This is a genomic window from Burkholderia sp. b14 (genome assembly GCF_900156195.1).
Lineage (GTDB): Bacteria > Pseudomonadota > Gammaproteobacteria > Burkholderiales > Burkholderiaceae > Mycetohabitans.
The window spans coordinates 554,469-576,985 of record NZ_FTPJ01000003.1; the positions used below are offsets into that span (position 1 = coordinate 554,469).

Sequence of the window (22,517 nt, forward strand, 5' to 3'; positions counted from 1 at the left end):
CTGACGGGCACTAGCCGTGGAAGAATGCTACAATGCTGAGCATCGTGCGATAGATGCCCCACATGAGTGGCAACCCAACCGCGACCCAAGCAAGCACGACCAGCGCACCACTGCCGAACGCCCGCATAGCGGGAGCTTCGGCAGAAAGTTCGCACACGGGTGGCGTAGGGTGCGCAACGCGTTTTTCCTCCGCAAGTTCCTGCTCGCTCATGAAATATTTCGGGTGCACTGGCTTTATCAGAAGATTGCACACTAGGCCCACTAACAGCATGCCAACTAAGATATACATTGACTGGTTGTAAACTTGCTCACGCGGCAGGCCGCGAGCCAGCTGGTAGTCACGCATATAGTTCACTACGACAGGCCCAAGGACGCCGGCAGTTGCCCAAGCTGTGAGCAGCCGGCCATGAATGGCCCCGACAAACTGAGTGCCAAACAAGTCGGCCAAATAAGCAGGAGCCGTGGAAAACCCTCCGCCGTACAGACTGACGATGACACAGACAGCAGCAACAAAGAGTATTAAATATCCGGCGGTAATACTCGACGGAATGCTGGCGTATAGAAGCCCGCCCAGCACGAAGAAAATGGTGTAGGTCCGTTTGCGCCCGAGCTTATCGGAAAGACTGGCCCAGACAAATCGGCCGCCGATATTGAACAAACTCAGCAGCGCGGTAAAACCGGCTGCCACAGAGGCGATTGACATCAATTGTTCTTTGCCAAGTTCGGAGAATGGTACAGCTTGGCCAATCAGGTGTCCGCCGAATACTTCTTGCAACATCGGACTGGCCATGCCGATAACGCCGATTCCGGCCGAGACATTCATGCAGAGCACCATCCAAACGAGCCAGAACTGCGGGATACCCCACACTTTCTTCACATGGACATGGTGCTGAGTCACCATGGTATCGTCTGCCTGCTCCTTAGCAGACTTCCAGCCAGCAGGTGCCCACCCAGACGGCGGTATGCGATAGGCCAGTGCGCCACTCATCATAAAAACGAAGTACAGCACAGCCATAGCGACAAAAGTTTGCGTCACGCCCCCCCCTTCGTATGCAGCAAAGGCCGCCATAAGTTCCGTGGCTAGCGGCGAACCAATCATCGCACCGCCGCCAAATCCCATGATAGCCATGCCGGTGGCCATGCCCCGTCGATCGGGGAACCATTTGATTAGTGTACTGACTGGCGAGATGTACCCGAGACCCAGACCAATACCGCCAATCACGCCGGAGCCCAGCAGCATCAGCCAGAACTGGTGTAAGTGGATGCCAAGTGCGGAAAGCAGCATACCGCCGCACCAGCATAGCGCACTGACCACGCCAGCCTTGCGCGGACCCGCTCGTTCCAGCCAGCCGCCCCAAATAGCGGCAGAACTGCCAAGCAGCACAAAGAACAATGTGTACATCCATCCCAGCGTGGAAATCTTCCAGTCGCAGTGAGTCACGAATAACTCTTGCAAAAAGCCAATCTCGGGACCGCAGGACATAGGGTGGGTAATGCCGATGGCCTGCGACAACGGTAGCCAGAAGACCGAGAAGCCATAAGCCATGCCTATGCACAAGTGAATCGCCAAGGCGGCCGGAGGCACCAGCCAGCGGTTGAAGCCTGGCTTCGCGACAATGCGCTCCTTGGAGAGAAAGGGCACGGCCGCGGCTTGCTCGGCGGCGCCTGCACTTAGGCTTGACGTCATGTTATCTTCCCCAATAATGGACCGGCCACAGACGCACTTCTGTCTTCAGCCATGAAGGCCGCCGGTCGGTTAAGCGAATAAGCAGACAATTTATCAACTACAAAACCAGACAGTCCTATTTTTTGCGGTACTGTCACGATACCGCCGGCGACCAAGCTGTACACAACATCGCCGGCGGTATCTGCGCCTATACAGAGTGGTCCATCTGCCTAGTGATGGCAGCGATCTGACCATTTTATCCCGCACGCAAGCGTCAAAAGCAACCGTCTACGTCAAGACAGTTTTGACGCTGGGCTTCCCCTTCGCCCACTCTTTCGCATACAGCGACACGCAGAATGCTGCGACCATGTCAAACACTTTGGGTTCGGTCAACAATGTCATATGGCTGGACGAGTCCACGTCAATCATCTCAAAGCTTGGCAATTGCCGTTGCCACTCTTGCCAATAGTTGGTGTGATTGAAGGGCGCGAATTCTCGGCTGTCAGTGGAGAAATAAGGCTCCAAATCTCCCATCCACAAACCACTGGCATTACGGAAATAATAACAGGCGACCTCCTCGGCCTTCGGCAACGGCAGAATCCGATACTGCTCCACTTGGTAGGATTGCTGAATCCGCGCCACTTGCTCCATCATGTGCTGCAAACGGTCATCACTTATCTTCAACCCTCGCTGCCGCGCCAACGTCATCAATTGCTGCCGATAGGCTGGATGCGACAACGACAGATCAACCTCGTCCCGGTGGATTAACACTTCAGCAAAACGTTCAGGCGTGTCACTGATCGTCATCTGCAAAGACATATTGACTGCCTGTAGTAGTCTGGTCTTATCGGCCAACTTGGCGGTGCGCTCACCGGTGACATCCGGCGAGTCCAGCATCACCAGGGTCTTTACCGTTTCCCCTGATGCCTGCAGTTGCCGGGTCACCTCATAAGCCAGCATGCCACCGAGCGAGTAACCGCCGAGATCGTAGGGACCATGGGGCTGCACCGATTGAATCGCTTGAACATAATAGGCCGCCATCGCCTCGATTCCCTGGAGCGGTTCGCGCTCGGTCATCCATCCTTTGGCTTGAAGTCCAAAAAACGGCCGGTCGATGTGATGGGCCAGTTCTTGGTATATCTCACTGCCGCCCAGCGCACCGTGGAACCAAAAGATGGGCTGGCCATCGTCCACCGTATTGAGTCGCTGCAGCTCCAAAAAGCGTGTCGTCGGACGGGTAAAAAGCTCACTGATTTTGACTGGCAGCCCTGGCCCTTTTGCGCTTGCCAGCTCACCACGTTCGGCCAGCAAATCTAGCAAGTCTTGAATCGTAACGCACTGCTGGATTTTGGCTAACGCTAACTCAGGATCCATTTCCGCTTGTAGCTGCATCGCCAACTGAACCATGACGATGGAGTCAGCCCCATAGACACTGAGAGGCTTGGCCGGCGACAATTCTTCCGGCTGCATACCCAGCAAACCAGCCAACACGCGTAGCCCACGTTCAGCGGCAGTCTCCGTGTGGCTGGCATGATCATCGGTTACGTTCACTGGCGTACTAGTTGAGGCCTGCTGCGTCACGCTGGCCGCTATGGCGTTGCCCTGCAACGTTGTTGGCGTGTTAGACTGCTCTAGCCAATAGCGTTTTTTATCAAATGCATAAGTCGGCAATGGGACGATTTTTACGCCATAGCCAGCGGAGGTATTTTCCGCCAGCTTGTCCCAAGGAATCTCACCGCCCTGCGTCCACAATAGCGCCAGCTGTTGTCGCTCATCGGCGGCAATCAAGCTGTGGCTTAACGCGTCTGCGCCAGGACCGCACAACAGGCTAGCCGTCGTCGCCGGCACCTCGTCAATATTGCCAAAAAACAACGGCAAATTGAGCTTTGCTAACGCGGCTATGCCATCACTTTGGTTCAACACCTGCCCAATCTCGCATAGTGCCGCACGTAACTCGTCCATGCTTTTCACTAGCAATGCTAGCCGCCACTGCATCGCCTCACGGCCAGTTTGCAGGGTGTAGGCAACGTCGTTGAGCCGTAAATTCGGATGCGTATCGAGATGACGTGCTAACCTCATCACTCCCTGGTGCAACGAGCGGACGCTTTTCGCCGACATCGGCACGATATAAAGAGCGCCGTTCTGGATCTGTGCTACATCGTCCCCCAGATGTCCTTGGTTCTCCTGATACTTTTGATATTCTTCGAGCACCAGGTGGGCATTGGAACCACCAGCACCAAAGGCGCTGAGTGCCGCCCGGCGCGGATATTGTCGCCTCATCCCGTCCATGTCCACCACGGGCTGAGGCCAATGGCCCAACTCACGTTGCAATACAAAAGGCGAATTCTCGAAGTCCAGCTTAGGATTAAGCGGGCCGAGCAATAGAGACGGCACCAGTTGCTGGTGTTGCAGTTGTAAGACTAGCTTGCTGAGTTGGGACATGCCCGAAGCCGCCTCGGCGTGGCCGATATTCGACTTGACCGAGCCAATTGCACAGGATTGGTTGGCAACGCCGGCTTGGCCAAAGACTCGGTTTAACGCACTGAGCTCGATAGCATCGCCCATTGCCGATCCATTAGCCGCTGACTCCACATAACTGATCGTGCGCGGGTCAACCCCTGCTCGCTTGAAGTTGCTGTCGATCAGCGCCGCCTGCGCCTTGGCGCTTGGCATCGAAAAACCATGGGTATGGCCGCCATGATTGACGGCGGTCGACTTGATCACCGCAAGGATCCGATCGCCATCGCGTTCGGCGTCGGCCAGTGTCTTAAGCAAGACTGCGCCGACCCCTTCCGCCGGCAAGTAACCATCGCCGTCGGCGAAACTACGGCTGCTGGCGTGGCTGCCAAGCACCTTACCGATACTCAGGCCGATGTATTTTTTCGGATGCAGCGTTAGGTTAACGCCGCCGGCAATTGCCAATCTGCAATCGCCATTGCGCAGGGCCTCACCAGCGGCATGGATTGCGGAGATCGACGATGAGCACATCGTGTCGATCGCCAAACTCGGCCCCTGAAAATCAAAGAAATAAGATACCCGGTTCGCAATCGCGCTGTATGAAGTCACGGATACCAACGACTCTTTGACGAAGTCCGCTTCAAACGCTTGGTACTGTTGATACATTACGCCGACAAACACGCCAACCTGCTGCTGATACTGCTGTTTTAACCGTTGTCGAGTCAGCCCGGCGCTTTCCAGTAAGTTCCAGCAAGTTTCGATGAACAGCCGGTCATTGGGGTTAATGATTTCCGCCTCGCGAGGCGACAGGTTGAAAAACAACGGGTCAAAATCTTCAACCCCATCGAGAAAACCACCCCATTTACAATAGGTCTTGTCAAACCGGTCGCGCTGTTCAGCAAAATAAGCCTGATGGTCCCAGCGCTGCGTGGGCACTTCACTGATGAGATCTTCGCCGCCTGCCAGCTTATGCCAAAACGTCTCCAAATCTTCAGCGCCAGGGTAACGTCCACTTATACCGACGATCGCCAGTTCACGGCTTGAATTGGCCATAGACGGTGTATCCTGCTGCGCGGTTCGGCGACGGCGCTTGCGCGCGGGCAGCTGCGTAGCAATTGCTATTGGCTCTACCCTCTCTGCCTGCGCTACCTTTGTTCCGTGCTTAGCGGTCGTGTGCCGATTAACCGGCTCGCCCAACACCCGCTGCTGCAACGCATCGCGATGATGGTGAATAAAGTACTCGCTCAGTTCACGCACCGTTTGATATTCGTATAACAAAGTATTCGGTAGCGAGCCAAAACTTTGTTCCAGTTTAGTGGTCAACTCGGTGAGGATGATCGAGTCAACGCCGTAGCGTTCGAACGAGCCATCGCTATCAATTTTTTCTACAGGCCGCTTCAGCGTCGTCGAGAGCAATTGCTTGAAATAACGGATCGCCGGCTCGGTCAAATCCCGATGCACTGGTTCGTCATTGACGTTGGCTGTCGGCGACGGCTCGTCAACTAGAACTTGTGTCGTCGGCGCAGCAGACTGTTCGGCCGCGCCTGGCTCATCAAACATAGCCGCCACCGGCTCATGCCACTGAGCCGCAATAAATGCTTTAATTTTGGCGGTATCGCCTTCCAAAACCATCAACCGCTCGGGTGCGTTGGCATCGGCAAGCGCCCGACGCAGCAACTCCAGGCCACCGTGGTCACTCAACGGTTCGATGCCAGTGTGCTCAACCATGAGTTGCTCGCGTTGAGGATCAATCTGCATCCCGCCATTGCGCCATAACGGCCAGTTAACCGCGAGCGTGCGGCCATGGCGGTGACCAGCAGCTGTCTGGCGGTTACGCCAACCGGTAAACTCGTCCAAAAAGGCGTTGGCCAGCGCATAGTCACCTTGGCCGACATTACCAATCACCGCGGAAACCGACGAAAACAGGACAAAACAATCTAGCGCAAGGTGAGCACTAGCCCGGTCCAGATTCAGCGCCCCCGCCACCTTAGGCATCAGCACCGCCGCCCAATCGGCCTCGCTCTTATTGCTAAGCAAGCTGTCTCGGGTAAGACCGGCACAATGAAAAATGCCATGAATACCGCCAAACTCCCGCTCACACGTCACGATTAGCTCGTCAACCGCGGTCCGATCAGCCACGTCCAGCGCCTCGAGCTGCACTTGAGCGCCTAACTTTTTGATATGGGCGATCCGCTCGGCGGTTTTAGACGACAATTGGTCAGCGGAGCGGCTAGCCAGGATCAGCTTGGCGCCATGCGCTTCCCGGGCAATCGCTTCGGCCAGCAACAGCCCCAATCCACCTACGCCGCCGGTCAGCAAGTAGACGCCGCCGGCGCGCCACGGCGCGGTTTCGGTAGCGGCCAACGCCGTTTCCTGCCAAGACGCCACTTGGCGCTGATACCGAGTCTCAACGCTATGCTGATAACGGACCCGCTCGTCCTCCTGGTAGCTATTCTCAATCAATAACTGCGCCAGCAACTCAGGCGAATGCCTTCCAGACACCTCGATGGACTGGGCGGCAGCGATCAGTCCTTCGTTTTTGGCGGTCTTGAGCAGCGCTTGCAATGAAGCGAAGACTGAGGTGCTGAGCCGTGGGCCATGATCACTGTCAAGCAGAACCAACTGCACCAAGCTATCCGATCGGTTTTCTTTTAAATAACCAAGCAAAACGCTAGCCAACGATTGCAACGCGCAAGCGGGATCCTCAGCAGCGGCAGGCAATCGCTCAACGTTGATCTGCCGGCCCGATATCCGTTCCTGGCAGCAGTCTGCCAGTTTGTCCAATACAATGGGTTGGCTACCTGCCAATAAAATCAATTGCCGGTTATAGTGCTGTTCACCGTCCTGGCGTGGCGCTTTATCCCGCCAGACCGGCGCCATTACCAGTGGCTTAGCTTGGCCGCTATCTAATCTTTTCGACGAGAAGCCAAGCAGACGCAGCGCCACCCGGCCCTGCGGGTCACACAGATCCACGTCCAATTTGTTAATCCGTCCCGGATGGTGATTAACGGCATAACGTACCCATGCATAGCAACCATTGCCAAGCAGGTTCAGATCACCCAAAATCACGCCATCCAGCGCAAAGGGCACCAGTGGCTGACGGCGAGCGTCCGACTGAGCCGGATCCACCAACGCCAGTCCTAACGCTGCCTGCAACGCGGAATCGAGTAGGCCGGGAGGCAAACGTAGCGACTCGTCGCACTCCCCGGCTTCTGAGAACTCGCAAGGCAACGCCAATTTAGCCAGCACCTGGCCATTGCCCGCCTGTAATTCGCTGATCCCGCGGAAGTGTTCTCCATAGTCCAGCCCCATCTCGCCAAAGATTTGATAGCACTGCTGTGGCTCCAGTCGCTGCTGCTCGGTGGCAGCGGCGATTGCCAGCAAATTCAGCTGCGGTAAGGCTTGAGTGGCGCCGACCAATGCCACGCCGCGGCAGTAGCTTGGACCGTCAACGTTAGCGCCGACAATCTCGAACAGAATCTCGCCATTGTCTTGCTCTGACAGCTCGATGTCGATGGCCAGCTCACCACCGTCATGGCGCATCGGGTGCTGCCACGCGATATGCTTGAACTGGACCAGCGCGTCATCGTCGGCAAGCGACAGTTCGACCGCGGCCCTGGCCATTTCTAAGTAAGCGACCCCTGGCAGGATTTTGACGCCATTGACCCGATGCTCGTCAAAGAAGAATTCGTTGCCATTAAATCGGCTACTAAAACGCTGCCCCGCCAGATCCGAGGTATTACGCTGCACTAAAGGATGGAGGATCGGCTCGCCCGAGTGCTCAACCACCGGAGCCTCGCTGATCCAGTAAATTTCACGGTTAAACGGGTAGGTCGGCAGCGGGATTCGACGCGCCCGACCATCTGGATAAAGCTGACGCCAGTCGACGGTTGCCCCCCGGCACCATAACGCGAGCAACGTGTCGCGATCCTGTTGTTGCAGCGCTCGGAGCACCTCACCCGTCGCAACGTCGCCGGCAGGTTCGTCACGCTGGTCGTAGCCGTTGGCAAGATAGTGCCCGAGTTGGTCCAGAAGACTGTCTCGACTGTCTGCCACTATTGCCAGCCGGCATTCCATCGCCTCACGGCCCAACTGCAAACTGGCGGCCAAATCCGGTAACGCAAGCTGAGGCCGTTGCGCTATAAAGTCAATCAACTGCTTGATTCGCGACTTGAGCGCTTCGGGCGTCCTGGCCGATATTGGAAAGATCGTCGCCGCACTGCCTTGTGCCGTTACGCCGACGGGGGACTCAACCGCCTCCAGTACGATGTGCGCATTGGTACCGCCAAAACCGAATGAACTGACACCCGCACGACGGGGCGTGTCGGACTGTGGCCACTCCCGCGCTTGCTGCAACACTTTAAAAGGGCTGCCGGCCAAGTCGATATAGGGATTGAGTTGCTCGCTATGCAAACTCTTGGGTAGGTAACCGTGCTTGAGAACCAGCAACGTCTTGATCAATCCGGCGATACCAGCAGCAGATTCGAGGTGGCCAATATTGGTTTTTACCGATCCGAGGTAACAACGCCGCGCGCTGCTACGGCCCAGCTCGGCAAATGCCTGCTTGAGCCCGCTGATCTCAATGGGATCTCCGAGACGGGTGCCTGTACCATGGACCTCGATATAGCCTATGCTGTTAATATCAACGTTTCGACAGGCTTGTTTGATCAGATTGGCCTGCGCCGTGGAGTTAGGCGCAGTCAGCGAATTGGCATGGCCGCCATGGTTTCTCGCCGAGCCAATAATAGTAGCCACGATGTTGTCACCATCGGCCAGTGCTTGTTGATAATCCTTGAGAATCAACACGCCAACGCCTTCGCCCCGAACATAACCATCGGCATCGGCGGCAAAGGTTTTGCAACGGCCGTTAGGGCTTAGCATGCCTGCCTTCGCAGCGCCAATGAACACCATGGGCTCAAAACAGAGGTTGACCCCACCGGCGACCGCTACCATGCAGTCACCGTTAAGAATCGCTTGTGCCGCCTTGTACACCGCCACCAATGAACTGGAGCAGGCCGTATCGACCGGCGCGCTGGGGCCGTGAAAATCGAACAAGTAAGAGATACGGTTGGCAATGATCGAGTGGGCGTTACCGGTAGCATCATGGGCGCCTGCCGCCGTGCGGGCCAATAAGCCGTTATAGTCGGCTGACGATACGCCGATATAAACCCCAGTATCGCTACCGCGCAGGCTTTGCGGGGGAATCCCCGCATCTTCGAAAGCCGCCCAGGTTTGCTCCAGCACGATGCGGTGCTGAGGATCCATCGCTTCGGCTTCACGCGCGGAGATCTTAAAGAAATCGGCGTCAAACGCCATCGGGTCTTTGATGAAGCCGCCCGGGCATGCAAATTCTTTCCGCAGGTGGCGACGTTCGGCGATGCCTGGCAGGTTCCAATAAGGAAACTCGCCGATTGCCGAGCGCCCCTGCACCAGTAAATGCCAAAACTCCTCAGTATTGTCCGCGCCGGGGAAACGCCCGGCAAAACCCACAATCGCCACTTTGCTAGCGTTCGGATCCGATTGGGCACCGCTGTCTACGCTAGCACCGATTTGCCGTCGGGTCTGCTGCTGTACGGTTTGCCGTTGTCCGGCACGCCGCTGGGTGGGCAGGCTGATGTCACTTAGATCGTTTGCAATTGTCTTTTCCATGGCTCCAAATGCCCTTCCCGTTCGGGTGTGCCCGGCAACATTGCTTACCGGGCCGATGCGTCAGATGCAGTCAATCGACTTAGGCAGCTTCCAGCCTTGCCACCAACTCGCCGAGCTGCTGCTTTTCATAAAATAAATCAGGCATCAGTTTTGTACCGAAGCGCTTGTTCACGCTATCGGTCAGCTGCACAACCATAATCGAATCCAGCCCTAGGTCATGCACTTGGGTTGATTCGCCGATGTCTTGCGCCGCAAAGCCCAGCTTGTCCTGTAACTCCTGTTGGATAAAAGCCAGAATTGCTTCACCCAAGCCCGCTTCGCCCTCATCGGCCTGTGGCTTCGCATCCTGCTTTCCCACCCTAGCTGCGGTAAGCTGTCCCGCCGGCTCAAGCAGTGGCCGGGCGAGAACAGCGGCCGGCATATTGGCCGTTTCGACTGTCCCAGTCAGTAAGTCGTGGTTTTTATTAACACTTGATAATTCTTGTTTGCCAAGATACAGGCTGACTTTGTCTACCTTGACGCAAATTTGCTCCCGCTCATCCAGTACAAGTAAGCTAAGCGATAGTTCGTTATCGTGCAGCCCGATTCCCGATAGCACCACGGAAAAGCCGGCTGCCGGCGTGTTGTAGCAGCAAAGCCGTTCGATATTACGCACAATGACCCGGCCTTGCGGCAACCCTAGCTCATCCAGCAACAAGTAAAATGCTTTGTCAATGGTCGTCGCCAAGTAAGGCGATAGCTGAACATTGTCAGCATAATGGTTGTGACGGTTAACCGGCGGCCGGCCCTTCAGCAACAAGCCGCTGCGGCCAATCGCTAATTCGCCGTCATGGTCCAGATAAGGGGCGAAATCATAACCAGCTTGTGCCAGTCGCCGACTGACTTCGGCGGCACTGAACTGGCGGCCCGCCTGCAGCGCCTGGCGATTGAGCAGCTCGCGGGCATCGTCCAACCACTGTTGCGGTAGGGGCGGCTCGTCGCCGGTCAGTGGATTGATCACGGCAAAGCCTAGGTTGGCGGACTGTTCACCACTGCGACGGAAATCGAACTCCAGCTCCAGTTGCTCGCTGTCAATCTCGAATAGCCGGTACTCCAGCCCGGTTACCGTTGCCCAGTCGGCGATATAGTGTTCAAAAGCACAAGACACCGACAGCGTGCGGCCGTCAAACCGAGATGCCAATGCCGGCATCGCCAGCGCGACATCGGCAAAGTTGAAAGCGCTAAAGCGCCGGCCGCCCCGTCCACTGTAGACGTAATCCAGCAGTTCGTCTTCGACGAAATCGGTGCGGAATATCGCGCCTGGCTGCAGAGTCGAGCAGTTTTCTGCTACCAGTGGATGCAGCTTGTTTTTAAACATCAGAGGATTGACGATCGACGACTCGTAACCTTCGTCGGTGTACCAGCAGCGCGTTTTCTCGAAACGGTAGGCCGGCAAGCTGATCCGCACCGGCAGTTGGGCATAGAGACTGGCCCAATCGACTTGGCTATCGCCGTTCAGCCACTGGGTCAACAGCGGTGTCAACGGATCGTCTAAGTCGTGCTCCAGCAGCTGCACCGCGTCGCTTTCCTGGAAGCGATAGAAGATCTTGCTGTCCGCACTGGATTGATAATGCCCGTCAATACAAGCGTTAAGCGCACGGGACAGCGCCTGGCGGGTGCGACAGCGAATCGCCAACCGGTTGCGTAGGTTGTTTTTGCCCACCTGTAGCGTATAGGCGATTTGCGCCAGCGGTGCCTCACTGCTCGCCAGCCAATCTCTAAAGCTTGTCAGGTTCTCCGCCAACAACGCCAGCTTGTGCACCGAGAAGACAAACACCAGCTGATCTTCTGAGATTTGTCCAGCGCTATCCGCTGGCTCTGGATATTCCTCGACGATCATATGAGCATTCATGCCGCCAGCGGCAATCGAGGTGAGCCCCGCCCGACGCGGGAATACCTGCTTGCGGCCATTGATGATGCGCTCCGGCTGGCGCCATTCGATTAACTGCTGTGGCACGATAAACGGCGTATCGGCAAAATCGATATCCTGGTTGAGCTGGCTCGAATGGATCGACGGCGCGATCTGCTTATGTTTGAGTTGCAGCAAGGTTTTAGTCAAACCGGCAATGCCCGACGCCGCCAGCAGGTGACCGATATTTGATTTGACCGAACCCAGATAGCAAAACTGCTTGTCGTCAGTCGCCCAGCGAAACGCATTATTCAGCCCTAACACCTCGATCGGGTCCCCTAGCTTAGTGCCAGAGCCATGGCCCTCGATATAGGAGATCGAGCACGGGTGCACTTTGGCCTGTTCCATCGCTTGGCGAATTGCCAGGGTTTGCAAATCCGGGTTAGGCACGTTGAAGCCGTTACGCTCACCGGCGTTAGTCATCGCTGAGCCTTTGATTACGCCATAGATTTGATCCCGATCGGCAATGGCCCGATCCAAACGCTTCAGGAGTACCGCACCGACTCCTTCGCCAATCACCGTACCATCAGCACCCACCCCGTAGCTGTTGACCGACTCCGAGGTGATCGATGTGAAATTGCCTTGGGAGGTATTCACCGTGGTGTATGGGTGATACATCAAATTGAGGCCACCCGCCAGCACCATCTTGGTCTCGTCATGCTTGAGCATCTGGCAAGCGGTGTGGATACAGGTCGAGGACGACGAGCACATGGTATCGATAAACAGGCTCGGACCCGTAAGGCCGTAGAAATAAGACACCGTCATCGGAATGGTCGCCATGCCCGACCCGGAAGCCATCGAGCCGCGGAACACGTTGCTCTCGAAGCCGTAGTAGTGGTAATCATTGGTCATGGTACCCAACAGCACGCCGACATCGCCGTTATAACGGCTCAACAGCGTTTCTTTCGAGTAACCGGCGTCTTCAAAGGTATGCACCGCCACCTGCAGGAACAGTCTGACCTCCGGCGACATATGGTCGGCATAGACCTTGGGCATTTTGAAATAGCTGTAGTCGAACTTGTCAACGTCCTTGATGAAGGAGCCATTTATGCAGGTGGTCTTGCCTAGCACCTTGCGGTTCTTGTAATAGATTTTGCTGTGGTCCCACCGGTCTACAGGGAAGTCGCTCATGCAGTCAACGCCATTGGCTAAGTTTTGCCAAAGCTCATCGATGCTGTCCGCCCCGGGGTAATAACCGCCAAGGCCGATCACTGCGATATAGTTTTCTAACTCGTTGTCCTCGACGCGTTCACCAGAGGCAGCCGGCGCAACGGGCGTGACGGTCGCAACGGGCGTGACGCTTGGCGTTGTTGGACTGTTGGCGTTGGAATGGGCAGCAGCGAAACGATTCATTGGTAACGACTGCGCTGACGCAGGCTCGGCGGCACTTGGTTCAATGGTTGGCAGTTGAGCGCCATGCGGCGTCTCCAGCTGATCTTCGCTACCGCTGAACATCGCGACAAAATGGTCACGGTACTTCACCGCGAAATGGTCAACCATGCCGGCAATATTGACATGCTCGAACAACAGAGTTTTGGGTAGCGAGCCGAGATGTTTTTCCAGCTCATTGGTTACGCCCACTGCCATGATGGAATCGAAGCCATAGACCTCGAATTTTTCCGACGGATGGATTTTCGCCGTATCGATCTGAACTACGTCGGCGATAATCCGGGTGACAAAGGCTTCGATTCTTTTTCTCAGTTCGTGATCGCTGAGACTCGTCGTTCCAGCAGCCCGTCCCGGTGCCGGCTTGGCCAGGGCCTGCGGTTTGGCGTCCGCCGGCTGACCAATGCCCGCTAGCCGCGATAACTCGCCATAAATTACCCAGCCTTGAGCACTGACCGGGTTATTCAACAGTTGCCACAGGCTGTTGACGCCCTCCTCCACCGGCATCGGCACAATGCCAAACCGTTGCCGCATCTGCTGCTCGATCACCGGAGCCAGCTTCATGCCGCCGTCGCGCCACAACGGCCAGTTAATGCTCAGTGAACGCCCCTTGCGCTTGCCGTCGCCAGCCAAATTTTGGCGGTACTGCATAAAGGCGTCCATATAGGCGTTGGCGGCGGCATAGTCCACCTGCCCAAGATTGCCCATCGCCGCCTGAGACGAACAGACTACAAAGAAGTCCAGCGCACGTTCATTGATCGCCTGATCAAGCGCCTCAATACCGGCCACCTTTGCCGTGAGCACCTGCTCAAACTCGCTAGCAGACTTATTGATGATCATGCTATCGCGGATGACTCCCGCGCTGTGTATCACCCCATGTAACGAACCTTCTTTGGCATAGATGTCGTCAATCCACTGCTTAACCGCCGCTGCGTTGCCGACGTCTAGTGCCTGGTAGTGAACTTGGGCGCCCAGTGCTCGCAACCGATCGGCTTTTTGTTGCAACGGCTGGCTAACAATTGAGCGTCCTGCCAAGTAAAACACCGGGTTGCGACAGCTGCTAACGATATGTTCAGCGAAAATTAAGCCCAGCCCACCCGCGCCACCGGTGATCGCATAAATACCGCCGTCGCGCAACGGCGTCTGCTCATTGTGCTGCGCTGGTGCTAGCTCACGCCACTGCCTGCTATACAGGCTGCCGTTAGCGAAGACTCGCACCAGTTCGTTGCTGTGATAACGGCTCTGCTCGACGATCACTTTGACCATCGCGTCGTTGCCCATTTCAAGATCGAGCGCGACCAAGCGAGCTTTCAACGCGCTGTTTTCGATCATCGCCGTTTTCAACATCGCATCCAGTGCGGTCAAGCGCAGATCGTCTTGGCCCTGCCCCACAAAGAGCTGCAAATAGCCGCCGGCATGACCGTCGAGCAACCGCTGTAACCACTCGAGCAGCGCCAGCGCTGCCGCTTGGTAGGCCGCGGCGTCATTTTCGCCTGGCATACCCGGCAGTACGCTCACCTGATTGCCAAACTGCCGGCGTATCTCGCTAACCGTCGCCTCCGGCAGTCCAAGCAGCAGCCATTGCGACTTGGCATCAGCCGGCAGCCATTCACCGAGGCTTTCGACGGGCTTCCAAAACGGCGTCCGAATCAAGCGACCAAGAGCCTCGTCGCTGTCTACGATGGCTTGCGCCTGGGCCGGTTGTGGTTCAACACCCGTCTTGCGTGAGCTAAAACCATCTAGCTGAACCAGACATTGGCCTGCGTTATTGCAGATTTGCAGATCAATTTTCTCGACCGCGCCGCCACCCTGAGCTTCACTGTAAGCAGCGGTAACCGTCAGTGGCCCGGCTCTCAGCGCCTGTTCCACTGAACCGTACAGTCGCAGGCTCTCCAGCGCAAAGGGCAGCATCGGCTCAGCAGCGCCTTGCTGGCGGCGCTCCAATGAGGCTGCGATATGAAGTGCACTGTCGAGTACGCCCGGCGGCAACAGAACACCGTCTAATTGGGGATCCAGCGCGTCATGGGTCAACTGGCCGATCACCCGGTCACGGCCGATGCGGATTTGGCCGGCAGCGCGGAATGTCACGCCGTAATGGACTCCCATCGTGTCGAAATCATGGTACAGCAAGTCATGGCTTCGCTCACTGGCATTGCATTGAGCAGCCCATTGCGCCAGGTCGACCGGTTGCGGCAACGGTGCGGCGACGGCCGCTAACTGTGCGTCACCCTGGGCGTGCAGTTGCTGCGTCCCGCCGTCCACGCTGTAAATTTTGAATGACACGCTGTCGTTGCCGTTTACGGCCAGCTCGCAGTACAGTTCGACCTCACGGTCGCTGCCACCGACCGCAAAAGCCAGCGGCCGCAGCCATACCACGTTCTGTAGCGTGACTTGCTGCGGCGGCAGTTCGCTAGCCCTGACGATCGCCTCACGCGCCAGCTCGAGGTACGCGGCACCAGGGAAGATCAGCTGGTCGCCGATACGGTGATCGGCCAGGAACGTCTCACGACCGCTAAAGCGGCTGACAAACCGCTGCGTCGCCAACGTCGAAATGTTGTGATGCACCAGCGGGTGCAGCCGATCCATAGGCTGGTTCGCCACGAGCGTGGGCTGTTGTTGGCGCTGACGGACTTCGGGCCAATAGTGCTCGCGTGCGAACGGATAGCCCGGCAGTGGCAAACGCGGCGGCATGCTATAAGCACCGTTTTGTGCCTCGCCAAACAGTCGCCGGCCATCGATGTCGTAACCCTGGCGATAGAAGTCCGCGAGGCCAAACAATAACTCCCTGGTCTCGTCTTCGCTGGCATTGCGACTGTCGTCCAGCAGCTGATTAATATAGCGCGCAATCGTCTTCTGCGCAGTAAATTCGCGCTCCACCTCGCCGACAAATAGGTTGGGACGCTTTTCACCCGCCCGATATTGCTCAAGGGTGTAAAGCACTTCTTCCAAATCCGCCGCCACTAGCGCCAGGCGATGGCGAAAATGGTGCCGCCCTTCCAGCAAGGTATAGCTAATCGACGGCAACTGATGATCGCGGTATCCACCATGCTGCAAGGCCGCGCTCAGTTGTTCGATTTTTTCTTTCAGTGCCTCAGTGGTTTTGGCTGATAGTACAAGCAAGTAACAGGGCCGGCGCAGCGGTGAGGCGTCACGCTCGCGGCTGTAGCTTTCCAATACCACGTGGGCATTCGTGCCGCTCATGCCGAATGCGCTGACCGCGCCCAACCGCTCGCTGTCGCGGCCTGCCGCCGGCCAAGCCTTGTTCGTTTTGTTCACGTAAAACGGACTTTGCTGCCAGTGGATATAGTCGTTTTCCTGCTCGCAGTGTAGGCTGGCCGGAATGGTTTCGTGGCGGAACGCCTGCAACAGACTAATCACGCTAACCAAGCCCGACGCGGCAAAAGTATGGCCGAGATTGGTTTTGGTGGAGGTCAGTGCGCAGTGGCCTGGCTTGTTGCCTCGGAACGCATCGTTGAGCGCGTTAATCTCTACCGGATCCCCCAGTTGCGTGCCGGTACCGTGGGTCACAATATATTCCACCGCTTCAGTATTCATCCCCGCGCGCCGGTAAACTTCTTCCAATAAGCGCTGCTGAGAAGCGCCGCTTGGCGCAGTAATACCGTTAGTCTTGCCGTCGTAGTTGATGCCACTGCCTCGCAATACGCCGTAGATCGGGTCGCCGTCGGCTTCGGCTCGGCCCAAAGGCTTGAGCACGACGCAGCACACCGCCTCGCCCGGCACCATGCCATTGGCCCGGCGGTCAAAGGCAAAACATTTACCGTCCGGTGACAGCATCCCTGCCTGAGTCATGCCAATAAAAGCGTCCGGCGAGAAAATGAGGTTGACTCCGGCGACAACCGCGATCTCGCATTCGTTGTTACGTAGGCTCAACGCTGCTTGGTGCAGCGCCACCAACGCTGACGAGCAGGCGGTGTTAATCGCCATCGTCGGCCCGGTCAAGTTGAGAAAATAGGCAAGCCGCGACGCCAAGATACCATTATGGCCCGAGGTTAAGCTTTCTTCGCTCGCTAATCGCTGGAAGTCGCCCTCTTCAACGCCAACGAACATGCCAACCCGTTGCGCTTCAAGGTGACGCGGGCCGACGCCGGCGTCTTCCAGTGCGTTCCAGGACTCCTGCAACAACAGCCGCTGCCTGGGATCTAATGTTTTCGCCTCGCGGGGCGAAATCTCGAAAAACAGGGGGTCAAATTCACTGACTCCTGGCACGCTGCCCATCCAAATACAGCGCGTCTTGCTGGGATCCTCGCGATGATCGCCGTAATAATCACGCCAGTCGTAACGATCAGTCGGGATCTCGCCCACCATGTCGCGTCCTTCGGCCAGCACGCGCCACAGTTCATCGGCATTGCGAGCGCCAGGGAAGCGGCCACTGATCCCGATAATGGCGATCGTGTCGGCGTTCGATGTTGACGCGACGACAGGAGCCAGTATCGGCAACGGCTCCGCTACGCTGATCACCTCACCGCGATAACAAGCTTCGACCGCCTGCCGGTGGTGTGTTAGTAAATAGGCGGCGATTTTCGCAAGGGTAGAATGGCTAAAAAACAGCTCTGGTGTCAACTTGAGGCCCAGGTGGCGACTCAACAGGCCGGCGTACTCCGCCAAGCTAATGGAATCAAAGCCGAAGTCCGCCAAGTTGGTGTCTTCGCCAAGCTTATGTCGCTCGGCATTGAGAGGCCGGCTCGCCAAATCCCGCAAATCCCATAATAGAGACTGCTCCACGCTCAACCCTTTGAGTTCGGGACGGCTTCGCGTCCGCTCGATCATGGGTTTGGCCGCCGTTGCTTGAACAATTGGGCGAGCCGTTGTTTGGCGTGCCGGGGAATTGATCCCGTCTACTAATTGCTGCAACCTCGCCGGCTCACCCGCCAACACCAGCATGTGATCGGCATCGCTGGCGATAATCTGCTGCAACAACGTCAGGCCTTCAGCGCTTTCCAGCATTCGCTGACCACTGGACTTCAAATAAAACTCGGTCGATGCCTGATCGCCCACTGCCATACCGCCATTGCGCCACAGCGGCCAATTAATAGCCACGACACGCCGAGCGCGTCCGGCTTGCACATAACGCGCATAGGCCTGCTGGAATCGATTAGCCATCGCGTAGCTGCACGCGCCCATATCGCCGAGCACCGCCGAGCTGGACGAGAAATAACAGATCAACGCCAGCGGTTGCGCCGCTAGCACTTCATCCAGCACAAGTGTGGCCTTGACCTTGGCATGTAATACCGCGTCAAAATCCGCTTGGGCGATGTCAAACAGGCTGCCCGACGCCTTCAGGCCAGCAGCGTGGACCAACCCGTCGATCGGTCCGCTGTGCGGCAGCACCTCGGCCAACGCAGCGGCCATCGCCTGACGATCAGCACAATCCGCCTGCAAATAGAAAATGTTGCACTTGTCATGACGCAGGCTATCCAGCCGCGCCTGCTGGGCCACCGACAGCGATGAACGTCCGTTCAGGATTAGATTGAGTTGACCGTCGCTGCGACGCCTCGCTCGGCTCGAAAGCTCGCCAGCTAATAGCGACCCCAATCCACCCAACCCTCCGGTGATCAACAGGGTGTGGATTTGCTCCAGTGCCAGCGGCTCGACGGCTGCGGTTGCGCAGGTCGGCGCTAGCCTCAGCTGGAAAGTGCGCCCGCTTTGGTATAGCCTGCTGCCCGCCGCGTCGCCGCTAAGCTGCAGCCACAGGCGACGCAACCAGCGACCGTCGTCGCCGGTATTGTCCGGCAAATCAATCGCCACCTCGACTGGACAATGGACCATCACCGCACCGAGCGAACGCTCGATGCCGATCCAAGATTCAAGATAACAGCGCTCGAGCGCGTCGCCAGCCCGCCCAGCCAGCACTAATCGGTCGATTGGCGCCGCCGTGGCCGCCATCGCCTTGAGCAGTGCGACAATCGCGCTGTTGTCGATCATCCAGCGACGATCGTCCATACTCCATAAATAGAGCACTCGGCTAGCGCCGTGAGCCGACAACACGTGTTGCAGACCTTCTTGTAACTGCTGCGGATCGTCGACTGCTACACGATAATGGCCATCCTCATCGCGTCCATTTTTATTATCGGCCGCAATAAATATCAACTCGGTCTGCGCACTGAGCGCACTGATCTGTCGGGCTAGCTGCTGCCGTAGCCCAGGCTCACCCAGCAAGCAAATCAATCGTTTGATCGGCGCACCCTGTCCTGGTTCATCGGCCTCCTGCCATTGCTCCGTGTAGGTTGCCACGATTGTTTCGGTAGCCGCGCTTTCTCTTTGTTCTGCAGTTACCGCCGGCGCATCCAGCCAGTACCGTTCCTTGGCGAATGCATAGCCCGGCAGAGCGATTCGGGCGGGACGCGGCCCGTCGCCATAAAGACACGTCCAGTCAAATGCTTCTGCCTCTTCAGCGCCAGCGAGCCATCGCGCCGCCAACTGTCGCAGGTCGCCAGCGGCCACGGCCTCTTCGGCCGTCATGCTGGCTACGCCAAAGTCAACGCCCGGCTCGCCGGCAATCCACGCTTGCAGTTGTCGCCGTAATTGTTCCAAGCTATCGACGATGAAAATGGCCCGTGTTGCCATCGCCTCCCGGCCGGTTTGTAGCGTGTAAGCCAACGCGGCAAGATCGGGCGTGTGTTGCGCAACGTGTGCCAATAACCGCACAGCCTGCTCTTTCAAGCGTGGTGCATTGCGCGCCGACAGCGGAACCAGCACCATTTCGCCCCGGTGCACGGCGAACTCACGCTGCTCACAATACTCCTGCAGCACAACATGAGCGTTTGTGCCAGAGAAACCAAAGGAGCTGACGCCAGCGCGCCGCGGTGCACTTTGCTCCGGCCAGTCGCATCCTTCTCTATCAATGACCAGTGGCGAGTCATCGAGCTTGATGTGGGGATTCTGTTGTTTGAAGTGGCCCAACGCCGGCAACTTATGGTGCTTCATCTGCTGCAGCACCTTAATGACGCCCGCGATGCCTGCCGCCCCCTCGGTATGACCAATATTGGCCTTCACCGAGCCAATATGGCAAAAACCCCGGTCGTTGGTATAACGTGCAAAGGCTCGCTTGAGCGCATTGATCTCGATCGGATCGCCCAGCTTGGTGCCGGTGCCATGGGCCTCGATATAACTGAGGCTACGAGGATCAATGCCGGCATCTTGCCACGCATGCACTATCACGTTTTCCTCTCCGGCCACGCTCGGTGCAGTCAGTGAAGGCGTGTAGCCGCCGTGCAATGCCGCCGAACCTTTGATGATGCCATGAATCGGATCGCCATCAGCCAACGCTTTCGACAGCGGTTTAAGCAGCAGCATCGCCACGCATTCGCCTGGCACGTAACCATCCGCTTGTGCATCAAAGGTGTGACAGCGCCCCGTCGGCGACAGCGCGCGGATCGCCGAAAAATACCGGTAGTGCCAGGATGACAGCAGTAAGTTGCTACCGCCCACAAAGGCCATTTCGCATTCGCCGTTGCGCAATGAAACACAGGCGGCATGCAACGCCACCAGCGACGACGAGCACGCCGTATTGAACATCAGGCTCGGCCCTTTGAAGTCGAACCAGAATGAAATTCGGTTAGCGGCGATTACCCCACTGCCCGTGGCGATATAGGGGTCCATCGGCAGTCCCAACTCGGTGATCTTGTCAACGTATTCGTTGAAACAGGAACCGATGAATACGCCGGTACGACTGCTACGTAACTGCGTGATGACGCCAGCGTTCTCGGCGGCAGCGTACGTGCTCTGCAGTAGCAGCCGCACCTGAGGGTCCATCCATTGGGCTTCTCGGCGGGACATGTGAAAGAAGTCGGCGTCGAACTTATCAACGTCGTCGATAAAACTGCCCCACTTGGAATAGGTCTTGTCATGCGCTTCAGGATCCGCGTCAAACCAAGGCGCAACGTCCCAGTGGTCTGCCGGCACTTCCTTGATCAGTTCACGGTCCTGCCAGATATTTTGCCAAAATTGGTCCAGGTCGCGGGCTTCACCGAACTGTCCTTGCATACCAATGATGGCGATATCCTGCTGGCGGTCACTACCAACGACAGCCCTAGGCAAATCATTGGCGACACACTCGTGCGCGGTACAAGTTTCGACAATCGGCGCAACATGATTTGCCTTTACCGGCGCAACGTCAGTCGTCTCGCCACGCTCGGTCAACAAGGGCGTAAAAGCTGCTTCGTACTCCTGCCATAAAAACGTCGCCAGTTCAGCAACACTGGGATATTCAAAAAATATTGTGGGCTCCAGTTCGATCGCCGCAGCACTTTCAAGGCGACTCGCCAAGTTGACTAGCTGCAGCGACTCCAGTCCCAATTCCATCAAGTTGCGGTGACGCTGCTTTTTACCGATTTGCTTTGCCCCGAGGGCTTGCAGCTGGGTCAACAGGTAGTCTTCGATCGCTTCGCGGCTGCAGCCACTGTCACTGTCGCGCCGCGCTGTATCGTCGACCAAGTGGCTGCCTCGCAGCCGCTTCAGCGAGCAACCGCTGAATTCGGCCACCAGCACACCCTCGTCGTCGTACAACTGTGCGTCGAACAACACCAGCTCGCCGGAATTTTTAATTAACTTGGTGTGAATCCAGCCCGTTGTCGGTGCTTGGCTGCGATGGAGAACCAGCGATTTAACGCCAAACGGAATAAAATTGCTGTCCAGTTGTTCGCTGGCCAGCAGCGGGATAACAGTCAAAAAGGCACTGTTGATCAACAACGGATGCAAGCTGTAGTGGCGAGAATCCGCGTTCTCAGCGACGGTCAGCGTAATTTGGGACAGCGCTTCGCCGTCATCCTGCCGCTGGTAAAGCGCCTTGAGGGTCCGATAGCTATCGCCGATGTGGATCTGCTCACTAATTTGGTAAATTGATGCCAGCGGCTCCACCGCTGTCATACCAGCCATCAGCTCGGCTGGATCCACCTGCCGCTGCTGGGCAGCCACGGCCGACAATTCACCGCTAGCCCTAGGCTGCCAAGGCGCCGACGGCGAATGTCGGCATACTGCCTCGAAGACCCGTCCGTCACGCTGGGTTGCGCGGATCGCCACTTCAAGCCGCTCGCCTTCGGCCAGCGCGACTGGCGCAGCAAACGTCAGCTTTTTCAACCGCAGCGCCTCACCGTCGGCCAGCTGGCCCAAGCCGTACTCCAGCGCCAGACTGGCATAGGTCAGCCCCAACAGGATCCGCTGCTGATTGAACTGGTGATCCTTCAGATAGCGCTCATCGTAGTGGTAAACAGCGGCTGCAATTGGGTTCTCGATCGCCGGTGGCGCCTGAATCACCCGCTCCGCCTGGTCACGGCGATAGCTGGCCCGAATCTTTTCAAACTCTCTGGCTGCTTCTTCGACACTGATTTCTTCCCGCTGTATTTTCCGGTGTAGAACCCTAATTTGACTGTCCACTGTTCTCTTCGCTCTCAA

Annotated in this window: 3 protein-coding genes; all 3 read right to left on the reverse strand. The window is 57.1% G+C overall.

Features of this window, described 5'->3' with window-relative positions; genetic code table 11:
* Window positions 1-10 precede the first annotated feature (10 nt).
* Entirely contained in the window at window positions 11-1,687 is a 1,677-nt protein-coding gene (locus B0B13_RS07260; protein ID WP_076795372.1) for an OFA family MFS transporter, read from the reverse strand.
* Between the two features lie 267 nt (window positions 1,688-1,954).
* Complete coding sequence (locus tag B0B13_RS07265; protein WP_076795375.1) at window positions 1,955-9,772, reverse strand: type I polyketide synthase; 7,818 nt, start codon at window positions 9,770-9,772, stop codon at window positions 1,955-1,957.
* A gap of 79 nt (window positions 9,773-9,851) precedes the next feature.
* Window positions 9,852-22,499 (reverse strand): SDR family NAD(P)-dependent oxidoreductase, encoded by a 12,648-nt coding sequence (locus tag B0B13_RS07270; RefSeq protein WP_076795377.1) that lies wholly within the window; start codon window positions 22,497-22,499, stop codon window positions 9,852-9,854.
* Window positions 22,500-22,517: the final 18 nt, after the last annotated feature.